Origin of the sequence: Pseudoalteromonas sp. H105 (assembly GCF_001469215.1) — a bacterium.
Lineage (GTDB): Bacteria > Pseudomonadota > Gammaproteobacteria > Enterobacterales > Alteromonadaceae > Pseudoalteromonas.
Map to the genome: position 1 here is coordinate 105,149 of NZ_LOFH01000012.1, position 21,125 is coordinate 126,273.

A 21,125-nucleotide genomic window follows, 5' to 3' on the forward strand; every position below is an offset into this window, starting at 1 on the left:
TTTGTTGTATGATGTTCCCTATAACTAGGCGATAAAGCAGTATCAATGCGAAACAGGCGCTGCCTTTTAGGTTATGAGTAGGAGCGGGTTTACTCTGTGTTGCCATCATGGATGGTGGTAAGGGGCGTGAGCAGGACGCAGAAGCTTTGCTCGGTTCTGACTTATTCTCACATGGGTGCGAGCCATTAGAATAACGCAGGAGCAGTTATCGAGTCCATTCGGTTACAAATCTCACACCGCGCTTAAATCGCCCCTGTTTTGTACGAATTTTCATCCGCACAGGATAACAGACTCTAGCTTTTTAAACGACGGCAGTTTTCACGTACATATTCAGAGGGCAGCTCGGTAATCACAGCTGCTCTTTGCTTATAACAGAAGAACGTGTATACCTCACTTTCAAAGTCGTCATTGATGGCGCGGCCAACCTGATAGAGGGTTGAATTAAAGTTACTATCTACACGAAAGTGATCTTTCACCACATAATCTTTGCTCAGGTACCAATACAGGACAATATTCTCTTCTTTGGCATAATCCGAGAGGACCTTTCGTAATGTAGAGCCGTTTTCAAATCGTCTGGGCATTAACTCCCCAGACCAGTTCGGTGTGGATGGCTCCACTACTTTAGAACGCTCAATAAGTGCAGCATCGATGTTTAAATCCGGTGTAGGTAATGTTAAGACGTACTTATCACGTTCATTACTTTTATTTATTTGGTTACGTAAAGACGCGTAAAAACGAGATAGCCCTTGCGCAGCGGCATTGGTCGTTTCTTTCACGTTAACGACAGGGCCGTGGCCAAATAAAAAATAAAGAGCAGCCAATATAAGAATGATAGCTAATGATAAATGCTTAACCCAAAACCACATAATTAATACTCTTGTTTATTTTTGTTTATAGAATCATATTAAATAGAGAAAGTCACCTGCTACTTGTAATAAGAAGGTGCATTTTCATCAGGTCGCGTTTTAAAACGCCTATGTAACCACATATACTGCTCAGGTGCGATGCTAACAGCTTGTTCCATCCTTTGATTCACGCGGGTTACATCAGCGCTATCGTTATCGGTAGGAAAATTATCAAGCACAGGTAAAACCTCTAGATGATATTTACCTTCTTCATCACGACGGCTCGTTAGGCTGACGACCTCGCAATGTTTACTTCCGGAAAAAAGCAAGGTTCCCGTTGTGCTAGCTGCATCGGGTACAGCAAAAAATGGCACGAATTCACAGCGCTTACGACCATAATCTTGATCGGGTAAATAATAACAAACTTTTTTATTTTTGAGTGCCTGTAACAGCCCTTTTACATCACGTTTGCCAATGAGGTATTCATTGGAGCGTAATCGGCCATTTGTAGTAAAGTATTCCATCAATGGGTTATTGTGAGGGCGATAAAAGCCGACACCTTGGCATTTTATACCCAACACACGGCCTGTCATTTCTAAATGCAGCATGTGAGGAACTAACAGTAACGCCCCTTTGCCTGAGCGTTGAATGTTTTCTAAATGTTCAATGCCTTTAATCGAGCCACATGCTTTGTTTATTCGCCATTGCGGCCACCACCATGCCATCCCGGTTTCCATCATTGCGATGCCTGTATTTTCCATATTTTTTAGTACGAGCTGTTGTTGCGCTTGCGCAGATAACTCTGGAAAACATAGTTTGATGTTTACTTCAGCAATGTGTCGTCGCTTTTTCATAAAACGATGTACTAATCTACCTAAATGTTTGCCCATGGATAATTGTAACTTTTGCGGAAGCCACGAGATTATGTAAAGAAAAAAGACACCCATCCACGTTAGCCAATAACGAGGGCCTAAAAAAGAGAATTTAAAAGGAGAAGAGTTAACCACAGAAAGCATCTCGAATGTTAAAAGTGGCAGTTTAACTGTAAGCGATTAAAAATACAAAAAAGCCAGCATATTGCTGGCTTTAAAAGAGGCAATCGTTGAGATTAAATCTCTTTCAAGCCCTGATTAATTGCAACCAAGTCTTCGCTTGTTAATGTACCAGCAGCTTGTTTTAGGCGTAATGTTGAAACAACATAACGATAACGAACATTGGCTAAGTTACTTTTTGCGTTGTAAAGGTTTTGTGTACTGATAAGCACGTCAACTATGGTACGCGTACCAACTTCAAAGCCAGCTTCGGTCGCTTTTAGGGCACTTTCAGCAGAGACAACTGCTTGCTCAAGCGCTTTAAAGGTCGCAATATCTGATACAACTTGGTTGTAAGATGTAATAACTGAGCGCGTAACGCCACGAAGTGATGACTCCAGATCTTCGCTTGCTGAAACATAAAATGCACGTGCTTGATCTGTCGCTGCGGTGGTTGCTCCACCAGAGTAGATTGGCACACTAAAATTAAGTCCTACAGTTGTGCTATCACCACGTGGCTTCATGTTGTTACGAGCAGTATCGGCTAATGAATCGCCATAACTTGCGCTTAAAGTTAATTTTGGATAATGACCAGCTTGAGCTAAATCGATTTGATCTTTAGCAATATCAACGGTGACTTTTGCAACTTGAAGATTTAAATTATTTTGCTCTGCAATTTTTACAAAGTCAGTTGATTGTTTGCTCGGCTTTACGGTAGAAAACGTCTCAGTGTTTAATATATCAAGCTTTGTGTGGTACTTACCGGTTATTTCACGAAGTAACTCACGTGCTGTTTCAACGCCATTTTTAGCAACAATTTCTTGTGCAACCGAGTTGTCATACTGTGCTTGTGCTTCATGAACGTCTGTGATTGCTGTTAAGCCAACCGCATAACGTTGTTTTGTTTGTTCTAACTGACGTTCGATAGCGCGTTTTTCAGATTGGACAAATTCAAGATTATCAATTGCGCTTAATACGTTAAAATAACCATCAGCTACACGAACAATCAAGTCTTGTTGGGCAAAGTCATATTGTGCTGTTGCTTGTAAGGCTTGTTTATCTGCGATACCAAGCGAATTCCATGCACCTAAATCAAAAAGGGTTTGGTTTAAGCTTAAACCACGGCTAAAGGTGTCAGATTCACTGTCTATTTTTGCATAACCAAGTGCATCGGTGCCATCATATGAGGTGCCATCTTTTTTCTCATAACCCATCGAGAAACCGATTTGAGGAAGTAAGGCACTTAAAGCACGGTCACTGTTATAAGATTGCGCATCGGCTTGGGCCTTTGCTTTTAAAACAGTGGGATCATTTGCAGTGGCGATTTCGTATACTTGTAATAGATCTTCAGCATTTGATGCTGTAGCAGTCAATGCACATGATAAACCGATCAGCGCAGATAAAATGTTCTTTTTCATTGGTCGTTCAGTCCTTAGACAATTTGCGTACTAAAAGCATGTTAACCTGTTTTGTAAAATAACAACAAAAAAATTGTGTAAAACAGCGCAAACAAGTGTAACAGAATATAATAGCTCACAAACTTTTTGAGTTAATTAACAATTAATGGAGCGGTAATGGCAGAAACAGTAATCAGTCAGTTTAGCAATGATGATGTAAAATTGGAGCCAATTGAAAACTTATATGATGGCTTTTTTAAAATTAACTTATATCAATTCAAACATGCGTTGTTTGCTGGGGGTCAGTCTGAAATCATCAAACGCGAAATTTTAGAGCGCGGAGATGCAGTGGCGGTTTTACCGTATGACCCTAAAACAGATCAGTTATTGTTAATAGAGCAAATTCGTATTGGGGCGATGCGCAGTAAAGATTCACCGTGGTTGCTTGAATGCATTGCGGGAATGACGGACCAAAGCACCGATTATGAAGCCGTGGTCAAACGCGAAGCACTTGAAGAGGCAGGGCTTGAATTACAGCATCTAGAGTATATGTTATCTTATTTATCTAGCCCTGGCGGCACAACAGAACGGTTATATCTGTATTTAGCATTTGCTGATTTAAGTGAATTACAAAGTGGCGTTTTTGGTCTTGAAACTGAAGGTGAAGATATAAAAACACACATAATAAGTTTTAATGACGCCATGGCGCGCTTAAATAATGGTGAAATAGATAATGCAGCCACTGTAATTTCATTGCAGTGGCTGGCGTTAAATCGCGATCGCATACAAAATCAATGTAAATAAGCTACCTTTAACCTCTAACTTTAGGGCGCAAATTTGACAGCAACAGCAGTGAAACAACGATACATTCAAAGTTTACCTAAGTACCTTACGTTATGTGAGCACAACTACTTGCGCGCATTAAAGTTATTGCCTGCTAAAAAAGAAGTGGCAGAAAAACGCTTGGTTCAATTAGGTGAGCACCAGTTTGAAATAAAGATAGATGGGTGCGCTAAATACACCATGGATATCTCAATTACCCAGCTATCGGGTGTTATCAAAGGAATGACCCCACTTTTTTTAACGGTTAGACTTTATCACGACGCCAAAGTGGCTGAAATTATCCACCATGATTATCATCAAAGAATAAAACCTTCATATGGTTATCCCAATCCATTAATGCATCAAAAAGATGAAAAGTACCAGCTTAATGCATTTTTATATGATTGGTTAGTGGCGTGTGTCGAAAGTGGCCGTTCAGTACTCAACTGGGATGTAAACAATGGCTTGGTTTGATGAGTACGTCACGTTTGAAAAAAAGAGGCTAAAGCTTGCACATGTTACCGACAGTCACTTATTTGCTCAGCATGATGGTGAGTATTTTGGTGTTAATACGGCGGCTCATTTCGCCGCGTGTTTGTCGCACATGGCAACGCAAGGCTTAGATTGTGTCATTTTTGGTGGTGATTTAACACAAGACCATACGCAAGAGTCCTATCTATTGTTTGCGCAATTAGTTGAACAATCAGCGTTAAACTGCCCTGTATTTTGGTTGCCAGGAAATCATGATGATCTTGCGCTGCTGGCGCAGTTAAGTAACGGGCAGATTTCCAGTGCTAAACGCCTCAGTGCAGTTGATTTTGATATTTTGTTACTTAACTCAAAAGGAGCAACGCCTGCAGGATGGGTAACGCAATCACACCTAGATGATATTTCTGCATACTTAGCATTATCGCAGCGCCAAAGTATTGTATTTTGTCATCATAACCCATTACCAATTAATGGGTATTTAGATAAACATATGCTGGAAAATGGCCCGCAATTATTGAATGTATTAAACAACAGCAATCAAGTTAATTGGCTTTTTCATGGGCATGTTCATCATGATTATAACTTTCATTTTCGAGACATAAATGTAGTTGCCACACCGGCAAGTTCAGTGCAATTTACCAAAAATACTCCGCAGTGGTCACAGCAAAATCTGGGGCCTGCGTACCGATTGATTACAGTGTCTAAAAGTCTTGAAACAGGCCGCGTGTGTTGTGAAATAGATGTAATATGGTTAAAAGAGTAATCTATATTCATGGTTTTAATAGTAGCGAAAAGTCATATAAAGCTGTGCGCTTTGGTGAGTATATGGCAAACTATAATGTAGAATATTGTGTGCCGCGCTTGAGTCATGAACCGTTGCATGCAATTATTCAACTGGAGCAACTACTAACGCCAAATTCGGTATTAATAGGCAGTTCATTAGGTGGTTTTTATGCCACGTATTTATCGCAAAGGTATCAGCTTCCTGCAGTGCTAATAAACCCTGCGGTTAAGCCGTTTTTATTGTTGAGTTCATTTCTAGGGTCGAATTATAACCCGTATCAGGATACCCATTACGAACTAAATAAAAGCCATATTAATGCGTTAAAAGCACTCTTTATCGCGCCGTTGAAACAGCCTTCGTTACTGTATTTATTGCAACAAACGGGCGATGAAGTACTCGGGTTTGAGCCGGCAGTAAAATATTATTCGCAATGCAAACAACATATTGAGTTTGGCGGCGATCATAGTTTTAAACACTTTGAGAGCACCTTCGAAAGCATTGTAGACTTTCTTAAAATCACGTAAAACAGTGCTAAGCACATAAAAAGATAGAAACTATGAGTCAGCAAAATTATAACGCCGAAGCCATTGAAGTATTAAATGGCTTAGAACCAGTTAAACGCCGTCCAGGTATGTACACCGATACCACACGCCCGAACCATTTAGGTCAAGAAGTCATAGACAACAGTGTTGATGAAGCTATGGCGGGTCACGCGAGTAAAATAGATGTCATTCTACATGAAGATAACTCGTTAGAAGTTACCGATGATGGCCGCGGTATGCCTATTGATATTCACCCAGAAGAAGGCATCCCGGGTGTTGAGCTTATTTTTACCAAACTTCATGCTGGTGGTAAGTTTTCAAACAAAAACTATCAATTCTCAGGTGGTCTACATGGGGTGGGTATCTCGGTTGTAAATGCATTATCAACACGGGTTGAAGTAGTCGTTCGCCGTGATGCCCAACAGTTTATGATGGCGTTTGAAAATGGCGATAAAGTTGAAGACCTAAATGTAATTGGCACCGTCGGTAAGCGTAACACAGGTACGACTGTTAGATTTTGGCCAGATGCGAGCTATTTTGACTCAGCAAACTTTTCTCTGACTAAGCTGCATCATTTACTTAAAGCGAAAGCCGTTTTATGTCCTGGTTTGCGAATTAAGTTTATCAATAAGCAAACGAAAGAAACCCAAGAATGGTTTTATGAAACGGGTTTACGCGATTATTTAAATGAAGCTGTTAAAGGCTATGAAGTAATCCCTAAAGACCCATTCACCGGTGAGTTTTCAAGCTCCACAGAAGGTGCTGATTGGGCGGTTGTCTGGTTACCTGAGGGTGGCGAGTCAATTGCTGAGAGTTACGTAAACCTCATCCCTACAGCGCAAGGGGGAACTCACGTAAATGGCCTTCGCCAAGGTTTACTCGAAGCAATGCGAGAGTTCTGTGAGTTTAGAAATTTGCTTCCTCGTGGCGTTAAATTGACCCCAGATGATATCTGGGAGCGTTGTAGCTATGTTTTATCCGTTAAGATGCAAGACCCACAATTTGCGGGTCAAACGAAAGAAAAGCTATCGTCCCGTTCTTGTTCTGCTTTTGTATCGGGCATAGTCAAAGATGCATTTAGTCTTTGGCTAAATGAACATACTGACATTGCTGAACTGTTATCTGAATTGTGTATATCTAATGCGCAGCGTCGCTTACGCGCAGCGAAAAAAGTGGTGCGTAAACGTGTAACGGCTGGGCCTGCATTGCCTGGTAAATTGACTGACTGTAGCGCCGCTGATAATGACCGTACAGAACTATTTTTAGTGGAGGGTGATTCAGCGGGAGGGTCTGCAAAACAGGCGCGAGATCGAGAGTTTCAAGCGATTATGCCCTTACGTGGTAAAATTTTAAATACATGGGAAGTTGAATCAGGACAAATATTAGCGTCTCAAGAGGTGCATGATATTTCGGTTGCACTGGGTATTGATCCCGATTCACATGACATTTCAGGCTTGCGCTATAATAAGATATGTATATTGGCTGATGCTGACTCGGATGGATTGCATATTGCCACACTTTTATGTGCATTATTTGTGCGCCACTTCCCGACGTTGGTAAAAGAAGGGCATGTGTATGTCGCTATGCCACCACTATTTAGAATCGACATCGGCAAAGATGTGTATTACGCACTCGATGAAGACGAAAAGAAAGGCATTTTAGCGCGTATTGAAGCTGAGAAGAAACGCGGTAAAGTTAATGTGCAGCGATTCAAAGGATTGGGTGAGATGAACCCATTGCAGCTACGTGAAACAACAATGGATCCAAATACGCGCCGCCTAGTGCAATTGACACTAGAGGAAGAAGAGCACACATTAGAAATGATGGACATGCTGCTGGCTAAAAAACGCTCATCAGACAGGCGCCAGTGGTTAGAAGATCATGGAAATCGTGCTCAAGTATAAACGCGAAGGTATTTTATGCACCGACAACAAGATAGTGGCTTATTAACTGCTGGGTTATATCGCTTTACGATAAGCTGCTTTGTTGTTTGCTGTTTACTTGTATCTGCGACTAGTTTTGGCGCAATACAAGGCGATAAATGGTTAGAGGCAAAGATCACAACTGCCGAGCAAAACAGTATCAAGCACCCAAGCTTAGCCATTGAATATTTGTTGGTATTACTTCGTGATCAACAGGGAGCATTAACCGATTTACAACGCTCAAAACTACAAATAGAACTTGCAAGAAACTACCTTTTCAATGGTCAATTAAGCGAGGCTCAAGCTTTAGAGCAGCAGATTAGTGAGCACCTAAATAAGTTAGATATAACAACTCAAATATATTTTTGGATGATAAAATCAGACATAAATATGTATTTAGGCGACGTTGATGTTGCATTAGCAAACCTAAATAATGCAAAAGATTTGGTTGAACCTCTCAATGACATTGTCTTAATCGCTGACGTTTACGCCAGTTTTGGTGATTTTTATTTAAGTAATCATGATGAAGTGAATGCGATAGATTACTTTTATAAAGCGTATGCTTTGATCCGCGCAAGTGATAATGCACTAAAACTAGCTTATCTTGATGCAAGTATTGCACGTACTTATGAGGCGCTTTTTGATTATGAAAAAGCGATTGAACTTCAAGAAAAAGCACTGAAGTACTTTTTAGTCCATGACCTTAAGTTTGACATCATGGTGTCGTATTATTACTTAGCTAAAACCTACCTCAATGTCGCTCGGGCGGACGATGCAAATATGCTCGCCAATAAAATATTAGCAATAAACAAAACCTTAAAAACCCCTAATTTTGATTACTATGCTTACATTCTTCTAACGCAAGGGTATTTAGAGCAAGGTAACCTCACTGAAGCTGAGCGTTTTTTTAATTTAAGCAAGTTAGGTGTCAGTGAAATTGAAGACATTAAAAGCATCATTAGGCATCAATTAATACAGGCAAAGATTGAGGTTGAGCAAAATAATTTAGACGCAGTGGCGCAGACTCTTCAGAGTGTGGAGCTAAAAATAAACAGTATTACTGTTGATAACAGCATTCTATTTAGACTCCAATTAAGTGAATTACAAAGCCAACATGCAATCTTAACTGAAAACTTTCCGTTGGCTGTTACTTACCAGCAAGCGTATATCAGCTTAAATGAGCAATATTATAATCAAGTGAGAGAACTGTCGCGTTCGCGCTATAAAGTACAGTTTGACTTGAAAAAAACCGAACTTGAAAATCAGCTTTTAGAAAAAGATAAAGCGCTTAAAGATTTTGCACTAAACGAGTTTGAGCAACAGCAAGCATTACAGCGAACAATCATGGTGAGCGTACTATTGTTGTTAGTCGTATTGCTCCTTTTTGCTTGGCGGCAATATAGGCTTAAGCGGAAATTTAGTTTGCTTGCTAATACAGATTATTTGACAGGTGTGGCTAATCGTCGAAAAATAATGGATTTCGCTGAGTTGCAATGGCTGGAGTTATCAAAAACCGACACGTGCTTTTCGCTGATTAGTTTTGACCTAGACCACTTTAAAAAGGTCAATGATGAATATGGTCACCCCGTGGGAGATCTTGTTTTAAAAAGAGTGGTGCTATTAGCACAACAAGCTATTCGTGATAAGGATTGTTTAGGGCGTATTGGTGGAGAAGAGTTTTTAGTGGTGCTGCACAATACTAATCTAGAGCAAGCAACTGAGATTGCATATCGAATTAAAAGTGCAATAGAAAAAGAGACGATAGATTGCGAAAATGGGCAAACAGTTAAAGTCACTGTCAGCTTAGGAGTGACCCAAAAGAGCAATCAAATAGATACCTTCAAAGACTTATTGAAACAAGCAGATAAAGCCTTGTATTCAGCTAAAACTAAGGGTCGAAACAGGGTAGAGATATATGAGTAAAGTGCTCGCATTGTTCGTTTTATTGGGGTGCTTGAGTATGCCTGCTATTGCTGTTGATGTACTTAAAGAGCTGAGTGCGGCAGATGGATTCAATATTAGTTTGTTCGCTAAAAAAGTGGACAATCCTCGCCAGCTTGCGGTATCAAAAAAAGGCATTGTGTATGTAGGAACTCGTAAAGCGGGTAACGTATACGCACTTATTGACCATAATAGCGATGGCGTTGCGGATAAAAAAATAGTGATTGCTAAAGACTTAAATATGCCATCGGGATTAGCGATAAAAGATGGCGATCTCTTTGTTGCTGAAGTTGAGCGAATCATCCGTTTCAAAGACATAGATAAACACCTCAAAAAGCCTAACTATGACGTCGTTTATGATCAATTTCCTGTAGATCGCCACCATGGTTGGAAATTTATTCGTTTTTCACCAACGGGTGAATTAATAGTGCCCGTTGGCGTGCCATGTAATATTTGTGCTGAAAACGAAAGATATGGGCGTATATTTTCATTAAATGTTGATACGAAAGAGATTAAAACTATTGCCAGAGGAGTGCGAAACTCCGTAGGTTTCGATTATCACCCCGGTACGCAAGCATTTTGGTTCAGTGATAATGGACGCGATATGATGGGGGATGACATTCCACCTTGTGAAATAAATCGTGTTTCAGAAGAAGGGGAACATTTTGGTTTTCCGTATATTCACGGTGGTTCAATTTTAGATCCTGAATACGGCAAAGCTAAAAACATTACAGATTATAAAGCGCCTGCTTTAGCGCTTGAGGCACATGTAGCTCCATTAGGTGTGCATTTTTATAAGTCAAAACAATTCCCAGTAAACTATCATCAGCAGTTATTTGTTGCTGAACATGGGTCGTGGAATCGCAGTAAAAAATCAGGATATAAAGTGGCTGTTGCCACTATTGAGCAGGGACGTGTGATAAAATACACGCCGTTTATAACGGGCTTTATGAAAAACGAAGAAACATTGGGTCGTCCGGTTGCGTTTGCAGAACTTGCCGATGGCAGCTTATTGATCTCCGATGATTATGCCAATGTAATCTACCGTGTAAGCTATAAAAAAAATTAGGTAGGCTTTGATGAGTGATACAGATACCTTGCTGATGCAAGGAATTGAGCAACAAACGATGGGACGTTTTACCGAAGACGCCTATTTGAATTATTCCATGTATGTGATCATGGATAGGGCATTACCACATATTGGTGATGGCTTAAAACCAGTACAGCGCCGTATTATTTATGCCATGAGTGAGCTGGGTCTATCAGCTGCGGCTAAATATAAAAAATCAGCGCGTACCGTTGGTGACGTACTTGGTAAGTATCACCCTCACGGTGATAGTGCCTGTTATGAAGCCATGGTGTTAATGGCGCAACCATTCTCATACCGATACCCGCTCGTTGATGGTCAAGGTAACTGGGGGGCTGCAGATGATCCTAAATCATTTGCTGCAATGCGTTATACTGAAGCCCGTTTATCTAAGTTTTCAGAGGTATTGCTTAAAGAGTTAGGCCAAGGCACTGTTGATTGGACTCCAAACTTTGACGGTACTATGGATGAACCGCAAGTATTGCCTGCGCGTCTACCGCATATATTACTGAACGGCATTACAGGTATTGCCGTGGGTATGGCAACCGACATTCCACCACATAATGTACGTGAAGTGGCCAGCGCATGTTGCTTGTTACTTGATAAGCCGAAAACAGAGCTTAATGAAATTCTAGAGCTTGTTCATGCACCTGACTACCCAACAGATGCAGAAATAATTACGCCAAAAGCAGATATTCAAAAGATTTATCAAACTGGTCGTGGCTCTATTAAAATGCGTGCGGTATATATGCAAGAGCAAGGTGATATTGTCATTACAGCATTACCGCACCAATGCTCAGGCAGCAAAGTGCTTGAGCAAATTGCCGCACAGATGAATGCGAAAAAGCTGCCGATGGTTGCTGATTTACGTGATGAATCAGATCATGAAAATCCAACGCGCATTGTTATTATCCCTCGTTCAAACCGCATTAAAGCAGAGCCATTAATGGCGCACTTATTTGCGACCACCGATCTTGAAAAAAATTACCGTGTAAACTTAAACATGCTTGGCCTTGATGGTCGTCCGCAAGTGAAAGATTTACGCAGTATCTTGGCTGAATGGCTGGTATTTAGACGTGAAACAGTGCGTCGTCGTCTGCAGTATCGTTTGGATAAAGTGCTAGCCAGGTTACATATTTTAGAAGGGTTGTTAGCGGCCTTTTTAAATATTGATGAAGTGATTGAAATTATTCGCTCTGAAGATAAACCTAAACCGGTTTTGATGGAGCGTTTCGATATTTCTGAAATTCAAGCTGAAGCAATTCTAGAGTTAAAATTACGCCATTTAGCTAAGCTTGAAGAATTTAAAATTCGTGGCGAGCAAGATGAACTAGCAAAAGAACGAGACAAGCTTGAGCTCACTTTAGGTTCAGACCGTCGCATGTCGACCTTGTTGAAAAAAGAAATTCAAGAAGCTGCTGAACTTTATGGCGATGATCGCCGCTCTCCGGTGGTTGAGCGCATTGAGGCTAAAGCGCTCAGTGAGAAAGACCTGATCCCATCAGAATCAGTGACTGTGGTGCTGTCTGAAAAAGGCTGGGCACGCGTAGGTAAGGGACATGATTTAGATGTTGAAGGCCTTAACTATAGAGCAGGAGACGAATATAAAGCATCAGCACGGGGCAAGAGTAATCAACCCGCTGTATTTTTAGACTCTGCAGGACGTGCCTTCGCCACAGACGCTCACGGCCTTCCATCTGCACGTAGTCAGGGCGAGCCAATGACAGGGCGTTTCAATCTCACTGCGGGCGCTAATTTTGAGCACGTTGTGATGGGGGAGGAAAAACAAGTACTCCTTATGGCTTCTGATGCGGGCTATGGTTTTATCACTGACTTTGTTGATTTAGTGAGTAAAAATAAAAATGGTAAAGCCCTCGTCAGTGTGCCAAAAGGTGGGCAGTTATTAGCGCCTATTCGAGTGAATGATGTTGCTACAGATTATTGTATGGCGATCTCAAACGAAGGCAGAATGTTACTGTTCCCACTACGTGACTTGCCAAAACTAGGTAAAGGTAAAGGCAATAAAATTATCTCTATACCTAGTGCTAAAGTACAAGCCCGAGAAGAGTTTGTGAAAGTACTTGCTGTTGTACCTCAGGGGTCAAGTGTCACATTACATGCTGGTAAGCGTAAGTTAACGCTAAAGCCGAGTGACCTTGAGCATTATCATGGAGAGCGCGGACGTAGAGGTAATAAGTTACCTCGCGGTTTGCAGCGAGTTGATGAGGCTGAAGTGGAGGTTATTTTGACTGATGAAAGCAGTGAACCGGCACAAACAGAATAGTATTTTTTATACCTATTAATTAAACGGCTCGCACAATGCGGGCCGTTTTTTTTAACGATAAAAATTTAAGCGTACAAGTGTGCGCTTAAAGCTCGTTTAGCAGCTAAAATAACGTTATAATGCCGACGCTTTTATTTTTGGAGTGAATTTGTGCTAGCTTTTATTCGTATTTTAATTATGGCTTTGTTTATATTAGTAAGTTGTTTTTGTGGCTTATTACTGTGTTTAATTAAACCTTTTCATAAGAACAATGTGCATGTTATTTCAGGTTGGTTTGGCTCAATGGCTAAGATGCTGGGTGTAAAACTTGTTATTACGCGTCACCCTGATGCTGAACATGTAGGCCCTGCGGTCTATGTTGCAAACCATCAAAACAACTATGACTTATTTACAATCCCCGCCACAGTGCCAGAAGGGTGTGTTAGTTTGGGTAAAAAAAGCCTTAAGTGGATCCCATTTTTTGGCCAGCTTTATTGGCTTTCGGGCAATATATTAATTGATAGAAGCAATCGCTCTAAAGCGGCTGGGACTATATCTAAAACGGCTGAAAAAATTACACAAAAAGGGTTGTCTATTTGGATGTTTCCAGAGGGTACTCGCAGCTATGGCCGTGGTTTACTTCCATTTAAAACGGGGGCATTTCATACCGCTATCAATGCGGACGTACCTGTTGTGCCGGTTTGTATGAGCACAACAGATAAAACCATTAAGCTAAACCGTTGGGATAATGGTACAATCTACATTGACATGTTAGCGCCACAGCACCTTGATAAAGAAATCGGTGCGCGTGAACACGCAAGCCGTATTCACACTATAATGGCTGCTAGAATAACTGAATTAGATGCTCAAGTGAGAGAAAAGTAATGGAAAATTGGCGTGAAATTAGTGAAGACATCGTATCTTCTTTATTAGAAGATGGCTCTGATCCTGAAATCCTTTACGAAGTAGAGCACCACTTTGTATGTGAAGACTTTGTAAAACTTGAACAAGCAGCGCTTGCGGCATTTAAACTAGGTTATGATGTTGAGGAGCCTGCTGAGCTAGAGCTTGAAGACGGTGCAAAAATCTGGGGTTTTGATATCGTTGTTGAAGCTGAACTTGATGTTGATGTAATCATGGAAGATGTTGATAAGCTTGCACAGCTCGCTATTGATACAGGTGTTGAGTACGACGGTTGGGGCACTTACTTCCAAGAATAAATTGATGCCACCTAGGTTCTGGTAATAAGAGCCTAGGTACGATTTATGACCTACCTATTTAATCCACCTTAATTAACTTTATGCTCGCCATGCAATACAAAAACTAATCCATAATTCGTATTCGGTGTTTTACCTATAGACATTTATTGTTATTCGTTGATAATAATGCATCAGTTCACATAATAATAACAATTATATTTATGCTTATATCTCTTCCAATTTCTGAGCTTGTGCCGGGTATGTTTGTAGACAGCGTCAGCAAGCAAAATGGAGGCGCTGGCAGCATAAAAATTAAAACACGTGGATTAGTGCGTGATAAGTCGATCATCAAGCGACTTGTCTCTGAAGGGGTTGCTGAACTTGTTATAGATTTCGCGCAAAGTGATATCAGTATTCCCACTAAATACCAACCTAAGCCTGAAGTCCCTCCTCAAAAAGCACCTACCGTTAAAGCTAAGCCACCAAAAGCAAAGAAAGTTATTAGCGTTGAGCAAGAGTTTACAAAGGCGAGTGAAAGCTATGAGCAGCATAATCGTAAACTACAAAATTTATATGGTGATGTGACCTCAGGCTTAAAAATGAACTTAGCTCTGTTAGATGATATTGCTAAAGATATCGTGGCATCGGTTTTTCGCAATCACAACGCCATGGCAATATTAACGCGTATTAAAGATAAAAATATGTATAACTGGCGCCATATGACTAACTGCGCCATTTTAGTTACTGTTTTTGCTAAATACTTAGGGTACAAAGAAGCGATCGTTCAAGAACTTGCTATGGGTGCATTACTGCATGATTTAGGTCAAGCAAAGTTACCCCAAGGTATATTTTCAAAAACGGAAGAGGTGAATGATTTTGAAATGCAAGCCATCAAAAAACATGTTGTGCAAAGCTTGGGGCTTGTTAAGGGCGAAAAAGGCATAACGCCATTAATGCTCGATATGATCGTTAATCACCATGAGCGACTTGATGGCAGTGGTTACCCTCGCGGGGTTAAGGCTGAAAAGCTCAGCCGCCCAGCACGGATCATGGCTATTGTTGATGTGTATGATGCAATGAGTTCAGACAGGCCCCACGAGCTTGGGGACGAGCCGATCAACGTATTGCGCTATTTACTCACTAATAAAGATCTTTTTGATAGTGAATTGGTGCAGCGTTTCATCAAATGTTTAGGTGTTCACCCCGTAGGCACGGTTGTAAAATTGACCAACGAACGGTTAGGCTTGGTTACCCAAGGAAATCATAAAAACCCAATCAAACCGAGCGTTAAAATATTTTATAATGCCAAGCATAACCACCATATAACACCCAAAGACGTTGATTTATCGTCAGAAGGCCATGATTTAAAAATTATAGCGAGTATTAAGCCTTTGGATTATCAACTTAATTTGGCTCGTTTGTTAAAAGAGCATTTGCTCGCTTAGTTTTATTACAGCGTTTTTTGGCTGAATGTTTAGCTGAGAGCACTGCACCACCAAAGCAGCTCACCATTAATACCAACCACAGCATAGTTCCCTTTTCAGAGTGTAGGGCTGCGCAGCAACACAGTAGCGCAATAAGTGCGGCTGTAATGGCGCCTAACCAATAATGGTTAATGGGGTTGTCGCAGTCGCCGACTTTTGTGCAGGCACAAAAATTGGCTTTGCAAAAGCAGTATACGCTTGCACCGCAAAGCATTAGTGCTGCAGCAATAAATCCAATTTCCATAGCTTATCCATACAAAATAAAACATTACAAAGAGTCTAATAGGCTAAAAACCCCAAGTCAACGCAAATGATAATTAATTGCATTTGTTGAAGGTTGCCATCTTGTCCGATGAGTTTTAAAAAACTGTTACTTTGTTGTTAAAAAACAGGTTTTGTGAGGTTTTTAGTGGATTATTGCAGTTTTTCGATAAAATTTAAGGTAGTGTATCCACGTTTTTAATATAGTCACTTAATCCTAAATAATCTGTTCGCAGATTAAAAAACAACACAACACACATGGGTACCCAAACTTTGTTTGGTTAAGGAAATAGAATGAAATTTACTAAAACTCTTATCGCAGCGTCGCTTGCTGTTATGTCTGCTGACAGCCTTGCCGCTGCCTTTCAGTTAGCAGAGCAAAATGCGTCAGGCCTCGGGCGTGCATACGCAGGTGAAGCGTCTGTTGCTGATGATGCGTCTGTTGTCTCGCGTAATCCAGCATTAATGTCTGTCTTCAAAGAAAAACAACTCAGTGTTGCTGGCATTGCGGTAATCCCTGATGTTAGCTTACGTGGCACAGAAGCCAGTAACGCCTCTACAGATCCAAATCAATTAAACGATAGCAGTATCGCACCATCGGCTATTATTCCTGCGGGTTACTTTGTTATGCCTATTGATGATAAGTTTTCAATTGGTTTTGGCGCCTTTTCGAATTTTGGTTTAGCCACTGAATTTGATGCCGATTACCCTGCAGGTCAATTAGCGGGTGAAACGGAAATTGTTACTGTTAATATGAATGTGAGTGGCTCATATAAAATCAATGAGCAGTTTAGCGTAGGTTTGGGCTTAAATTATATTTATGCTGATGCAAAAATTATTCGTAACTTTGGTGCTAATCCGTTTGGTGTGCCAGCTCAGACAGAAGCGGTTCATTTAGAAGGTGACGATACGGGCTTTGGTTGGAACGTAGGTGCAATGTACCAACTAGATGAAAATAGCCGCTTTGGGTTTAATTACCGCAGTGAAACCGATATTACTTTCGATGGTGAATATTCAAATCAACTTCCAGCATCAGCGCCATTTAATGGACTTGCTGGGGCAAGTATTCCTGGCAGTGTTGAAATCACTTTACCAGCAATTGCTGAGTTTTCTGGTTCTCATCAGTTAGATGATAAAACAGGGTTACATTACAGTGTAATGTGGACTGGCTGGGAAAGCTTTGACAAGTTAGAAGCGCAAGTTGAAGGTCGTGATACGCCAGTATTCTCAAAAGAAGAGAACTTCTCTGATGCAATGCGTTTCTCAATCGGTGGTGATTATCAGTTAAATGATGCTGTGTTGCTGCGTGCGGGTATTGCTTATGATGAGTCGCCTGCTGATAAGAATCACATGTCTATCTCTATCCCAGATACAGACCGTTTTTGGTACTCGTTTGGTGTTAATTACACCATGAGCGAGCAATCAAACTTAGATATCGGTATGAGTATTTTACGTGGTAAAACGCAGAAGTTCACTGAGCCTGATAACTTAGGGCAACAGTGGGGGTTTGAGTCAAATGGCCACGCATATTTATTTGGTGCGCAGTATAACTACACGTTTTAAGTTAGTTAATAAAAATTAAAGGCAGCTTTCGCTGCCTTTTTTAAAACTGATACCCAATATGTATCCCAACGGTGCCTTCTATTTGCTCTGTGTCTTTCTTTTCACAAAACACGAAACAATCCCCGTCTTCTTCTTTTACACCAGCGCTTAAGCCTAGTATCCAGCTCGTATTATCAATACCCTGGAAATAGTAATTTAACTTAGCAACAACATAGCCATCTTCAGCAACAGCAACCTGTTGACCAGCACTAAATCCTAAAGTGGTATATTCAGACATTGCGTATTCATAACCTACGGAATAGCCAATTACGCCTATTGCTGCAGAGAGAGCATGTGAATCGTCAATTGAATATTTGTATTTAATGCCTGCATGACCACCAAATTCATAAAACCCAGCGCCAGCAGAAAACGTATTTTTTGCCATTACTGATGTGCCGCTCAATGATAATGCCAATAGTACTAAAGTAATAAGTGTATTTTTCACCGTTAAATGGTTCCTGTAATTTATAATTATCACAGCAAGTATAAGTGGGTGTATTTTAAATGGAAACAAAAAAGCGAGCTAATAAGCTCGCTTTTTGAGGTAAATAAGCGTCAGAGCTTATAGGCTTTCAATTTTCGCTTTTTGTTCAAGTAACTTCGTTTTGGCATCAGTGAACTCAGCTAATTTTTCATGCTCTTTGGCAAGTACTGCTTCAGGTGCATTATTAACAAATTTTTCGTTCGCAAGTTTATTTTGCACTTGGGTTAGGCCTTTTTCAGCTTTTTCAAGTTGCTTAGCAATACGGGCAAGTTCGGCATCAACATCAATTAGACCCGCCATTGGGATCATGATCTCAAGGTTGCCAACGTACGAAGTAGCACAAGCAGGTGCGTCATCTTTGCTCTCTAGTTGAGTGAATGCTTCAATTTTTGCAAGGGATGCTAAAAAGCTTTCGTTCTCTTCAATGCGGCGTTTGTCATCGCTTGATGCGTTAGCAAGTAGCACAGAAAGCGGCTTGCTTGGGCTGATGTCCATTTCGCCACGAATATTACGGATGGCAACAATAAACTGTTTAACCCACTCTAAATCTTCCATTGCTTTAGCATCAACGCGTGCTTCGTTATAAACAGGGAACGCTTGAACCATAATGCTGGTGTTCTCTGTTTTAAGGCCAGCAAGTGGTGCGACTCGCTGCCAAATCGTTTCGGTGATATATGGCATCATTGGGTGCATTAAGCGCAATAGGCTTTCAAGCACGGTAATAAGCGTATGACGCGTACCACGTTGTTGCGCTTCATTGCCTTTAAATAACACTGGCTTAGTGAGCTCTAAGTACCAATCGCAGAACTGGTTCCAAGTAAATTCATAAAGTGTATTTGCTGCAAGGTCAAAACGGTAGTTATCAAGGTGCTCAGTGTAAGTTTTAACCGTGGCTTCATACTGGCCTAGGATCCAGCGATCAGCTAGCGAGTACTCTTTTGCTGCATCATTCGCAAAGCCACAATCTTGCTCTTCGGTATTCATTAGTACGTAACGGCTTGCGTTCCATAACTTATTACAGAAGTTACGGTAACCTTCAAGACGGTTCATATCCCAATTGATATCGCGGCCCGTTGATGCCATTGCAGCTAAGGTAAAGCGCAGTGCATCGGTACCGTGTGCTTCAATGCCGCTATCGAAGGTTTTACGCGTATCTTTTTCGATTTTTTTAGCGACTTTCTCTTGCATCAAATTACTGGTGCGTTTGGTCACTAAACTCTCAAGGTCGATACCGTCAATCATGTCGATAGGGTCAAGTACATTACCTTTTGACTTAGACATTTTATCGCCATTTTCATCGCGAATTAGACCGGTAACGTATACGGTTTTAAAGGGAACTTGTGGTTTGCCGTTATCATCTTTAATGAAGTGCATGGTCATCATGATCATACGCGCCACCCAGAAGAAAATAATATCAAAACCGGTTACCAACACGTCAGACGGGTGGAAGGTTTTTAAATCATCAGTGTTCGCAGGCCAACCTTGAGTTGAGAAAGTCCAAAGTGCTGACGAGAACCAAGTATCAAGCACGTCTTCATCTTGGCTAAGAGCGACATCATCGGCGATGTTATTTTCGCGGCGTACTTCAGCTTCGTCACGACCAACAAATACATTGCCTTCACTGTCGTACCAAGCTGGAATGCGATGACCCCACCAAAGCTGACGAGAAATACACCAATCTTGTACGTCGTTCATCCACGAGAAGTACATGTTTTCATACTGCTGTGGCACAAACTGAATGTCGCCATTTTTAACTGCATCTTTGGCTGGCTCAGCCAGTGGAGCAACACGCACATACCATTGGTCAGTTAGTAGGGGCTCAATTACCACTCCAGAGCGATCGCCATAAGGAACGGTAAGTGCGTGGTCTTCAATTTTTTCAAGTAAACCAAGTTCTTCAAACTCAGCGATAATTACTTTACGCGCTTCAAAACGGTCAAGACCATGTAAGCGCTCAGGGATTGGTGCGTCAAATTCAAGTTCTTTGCCGTCAAACGTATACGTTTCACCTTGGGCTAATACCGCAGCATCTTTATCAAAGATATTGATCATTGGCATTTGATGGCGCTTACCCACTTCGTTATCGTTAAAGTCATGGGCTGGGGTGATTTTTACACAACCCGTGCCCTTGTCTTTATCGGCGTGTTCATCGGCAACAATTTTAATACGACGGTTAACAATCGGCAGTAAAATATCTTTACCGATTAAATCTTGATAGCGTTCGTCATCTGGGTTTACTGCAACACCTGAGTCACCTAGCATGGTCTCAGGGCGAGTTGTTGCAACAACAATGTAGTCTTTACCGTCTTGCGTTTTTACGCCATCTGCCAATGGGTAACGTAAGTTCCACATATGGCCTTGCTTATCTTTGTTTTCAACTTCAAGATCTGAAATGGCGGTGTGTAATTTTGGATCCCAGTTTACTAGGCGCTTGCCACGGTAAATCAAATCTTCTTTATGCAGGCGCACGAATACTTCTTTAACCGCTTCAGATAAACCGTCATCCATCGTAAAACGTTCACGATCCCAATCAACTGATGCGCCAAGGCGACGAAGTTGTTTTGTTATGGTGCCGCCTGATTGGTTTTTCCATTCCCAAATTTTATCGATAAAGGCGTCACGGCCTAAATCGTGGCGTGTTTTACCTTCTTCGGCAGACAGCTTACGCTCAACCAACATTTGCGTCGCGATACCAGCATGATCAGTACCTACTTGCCATAATGTGTTATTACCTTGCATACGCTTTAAACGCGTTAAGGTATCCATAATGGTATCTTGGAAGGCGTGGCCCATGTGTAAGCTACCCGTTACATTCGGTGGTGGGATCATAATTGAATATGCATCACCCTGACCAGATGGTTTAAAGTAGCCTTTTTCTTCCCAGTCTTGGTATAACGACTGTTCAATATCTTGCGGATTGTAGGTTTTATCCATTACACAGAACCTTAAATAAGTACTTAAATGAGTTAGTT

Annotated in this window: 18 protein-coding genes; 12 read left to right on the forward strand and 6 right to left on the reverse strand. The window is 41.1% G+C overall.

What is annotated here, in order from left to right:
• Positions 1 to 293: 293 nt before the first annotated feature.
• From ATS75_RS17525 to tolC, 3 genes are all read right to left on the reverse strand, one after another.
• Positions 294 to 866 (reverse strand): TcpQ domain-containing protein, encoded by a 573-nt coding sequence (locus tag ATS75_RS17525; RefSeq protein WP_058561716.1) that lies wholly within the window; start codon positions 864 to 866, stop codon positions 294 to 296.
• Between the two features lie 59 nt (positions 867 to 925).
• Positions 926 to 1,852: an LpxL/LpxP family Kdo(2)-lipid IV(A) lauroyl/palmitoleoyl acyltransferase gene (lpxL, locus tag ATS75_RS17530; protein ID WP_058561741.1), complete on the reverse strand. Its 927-nt coding sequence runs from the start codon at positions 1,850 to 1,852 to the stop codon at positions 926 to 928.
• A 101-nt stretch (positions 1,853 to 1,953) separates the two neighbouring features.
• Entirely contained in the window at positions 1,954 to 3,294 is a 1,341-nt protein-coding gene (gene tolC / locus ATS75_RS17535; RefSeq protein WP_058561717.1) for an outer membrane channel protein TolC, read from the reverse strand.
• Between the two features lie 156 nt (positions 3,295 to 3,450).
• Between tolC and ATS75_RS17540 the strand changes: the two genes are divergently transcribed.
• The 11 genes from ATS75_RS17540 (at position 3,451) to ATS75_RS17590 (ending at position 15,767) form a co-directional block, all read left to right on the forward strand.
• Entirely contained in the window at positions 3,451 to 4,077 is a 627-nt protein-coding gene (locus ATS75_RS17540; protein ID WP_058561718.1) for an NUDIX domain-containing protein, read from the forward strand.
• Between the two features lie 33 nt (positions 4,078 to 4,110).
• The gene (locus tag ATS75_RS17545) at positions 4,111 to 4,569 is read left to right on the forward strand and encodes a DUF1249 domain-containing protein (protein ID WP_058561719.1); all 459 of its coding nucleotides are present in this window, start codon (positions 4,111 to 4,113) and stop codon (positions 4,567 to 4,569) included.
• On the forward strand, positions 4,556 to 5,347 hold the full coding sequence (locus ATS75_RS17550; protein ID WP_058561720.1) for a metallophosphoesterase: 792 nt from the start codon (positions 4,556 to 4,558) through the stop codon (positions 5,345 to 5,347). Before ATS75_RS17545 ends, ATS75_RS17550 begins: the two co-directional genes overlap by 14 nt.
• Positions 5,332 to 5,892 carry a YqiA/YcfP family alpha/beta fold hydrolase gene (locus tag ATS75_RS17555; RefSeq protein ID WP_058561721.1) on the forward strand — a complete coding sequence of 187 codons (561 nt, stop codon included), beginning with the start codon at positions 5,332 to 5,334 and terminating at the stop codon, positions 5,890 to 5,892. Before ATS75_RS17550 ends, ATS75_RS17555 begins: the two co-directional genes overlap by 16 nt.
• 32 nt (positions 5,893 to 5,924) lie before the next feature.
• Positions 5,925 to 7,814, forward strand: coding sequence for a DNA topoisomerase IV subunit B (gene parE, locus ATS75_RS17560; protein ID WP_058561722.1), 1,890 nt, complete (start codon positions 5,925 to 5,927; stop codon positions 7,812 to 7,814).
• 15 nt (positions 7,815 to 7,829) lie between these two features.
• Positions 7,830 to 9,755 carry a GGDEF domain-containing protein gene (locus ATS75_RS17565; RefSeq protein ID WP_058561723.1) on the forward strand — a complete coding sequence of 642 codons (1,926 nt, stop codon included), beginning with the start codon at positions 7,830 to 7,832 and terminating at the stop codon, positions 9,753 to 9,755.
• Positions 9,748 to 10,842 (forward strand): PQQ-dependent sugar dehydrogenase, encoded by a 1,095-nt coding sequence (locus tag ATS75_RS17570; RefSeq protein WP_058561724.1) that lies wholly within the window; start codon positions 9,748 to 9,750, stop codon positions 10,840 to 10,842. The genes ATS75_RS17565 and ATS75_RS17570 overlap by 8 nt, the downstream gene beginning before the upstream one ends.
• Positions 10,843 to 10,852: 10 nt before the next feature.
• Positions 10,853 to 13,144: a DNA topoisomerase IV subunit A gene (gene parC / locus ATS75_RS17575; RefSeq protein WP_058561725.1), complete on the forward strand. Its 2,292-nt coding sequence runs from the start codon at positions 10,853 to 10,855 to the stop codon at positions 13,142 to 13,144.
• Between the two features lie 150 nt (positions 13,145 to 13,294).
• A complete protein-coding gene (locus ATS75_RS17580; protein WP_058561726.1) occupies positions 13,295 to 14,008 on the forward strand; it encodes a 1-acylglycerol-3-phosphate O-acyltransferase in 714 nt (237 codons plus the stop codon).
• A complete protein-coding gene (rraB, locus tag ATS75_RS17585) occupies positions 14,008 to 14,343 on the forward strand; it encodes a ribonuclease E inhibitor RraB (protein ID WP_058561727.1) in 336 nt (111 codons plus the stop codon). Before ATS75_RS17580 ends, rraB begins: the two co-directional genes overlap by 1 nt.
• A gap of 200 nt (positions 14,344 to 14,543) precedes the next feature.
• Positions 14,544 to 15,767, forward strand: a complete 1,224-nt coding sequence (locus ATS75_RS17590; RefSeq protein WP_058561728.1) for an HD-GYP domain-containing protein — start codon at positions 14,544 to 14,546, stop codon at positions 15,765 to 15,767.
• On the opposite strand, the gene ATS75_RS20685 is transcribed toward ATS75_RS17590, so the two are convergent.
• On the reverse strand, positions 15,727 to 16,050 hold the full coding sequence (locus ATS75_RS20685; RefSeq protein ID WP_082665514.1) for a hypothetical protein: 324 nt from the start codon (positions 16,048 to 16,050) through the stop codon (positions 15,727 to 15,729). The genes ATS75_RS17590 and ATS75_RS20685 overlap by 41 nt on opposite strands.
• Before the next feature lie 311 nt (positions 16,051 to 16,361).
• On the opposite strand from ATS75_RS20685, the gene ATS75_RS17595 reads away from it, so the two are divergent.
• Complete coding sequence (locus ATS75_RS17595) at positions 16,362 to 17,630, forward strand: outer membrane protein transport protein (protein WP_058561729.1); 1,269 nt, start codon at positions 16,362 to 16,364, stop codon at positions 17,628 to 17,630.
• Between the two features lie 40 nt (positions 17,631 to 17,670).
• On the opposite strand, the gene ATS75_RS17600 is transcribed toward ATS75_RS17595, so the two are convergent.
• Both ATS75_RS17600 and ATS75_RS17605 read right to left on the reverse strand, forming a co-directional pair.
• Positions 17,671 to 18,114 carry a hypothetical protein gene (locus tag ATS75_RS17600; protein WP_058561730.1) on the reverse strand — a complete coding sequence of 148 codons (444 nt, stop codon included), beginning with the start codon at positions 18,112 to 18,114 and terminating at the stop codon, positions 17,671 to 17,673.
• A gap of 117 nt (positions 18,115 to 18,231) precedes the next feature.
• Positions 18,232 to 21,087 (reverse strand): valine--tRNA ligase, encoded by a 2,856-nt coding sequence (locus ATS75_RS17605; RefSeq protein WP_058561731.1) that lies wholly within the window; start codon positions 21,085 to 21,087, stop codon positions 18,232 to 18,234.
• Between the last annotated feature and the right edge of the window lie 38 nt (positions 21,088 to 21,125).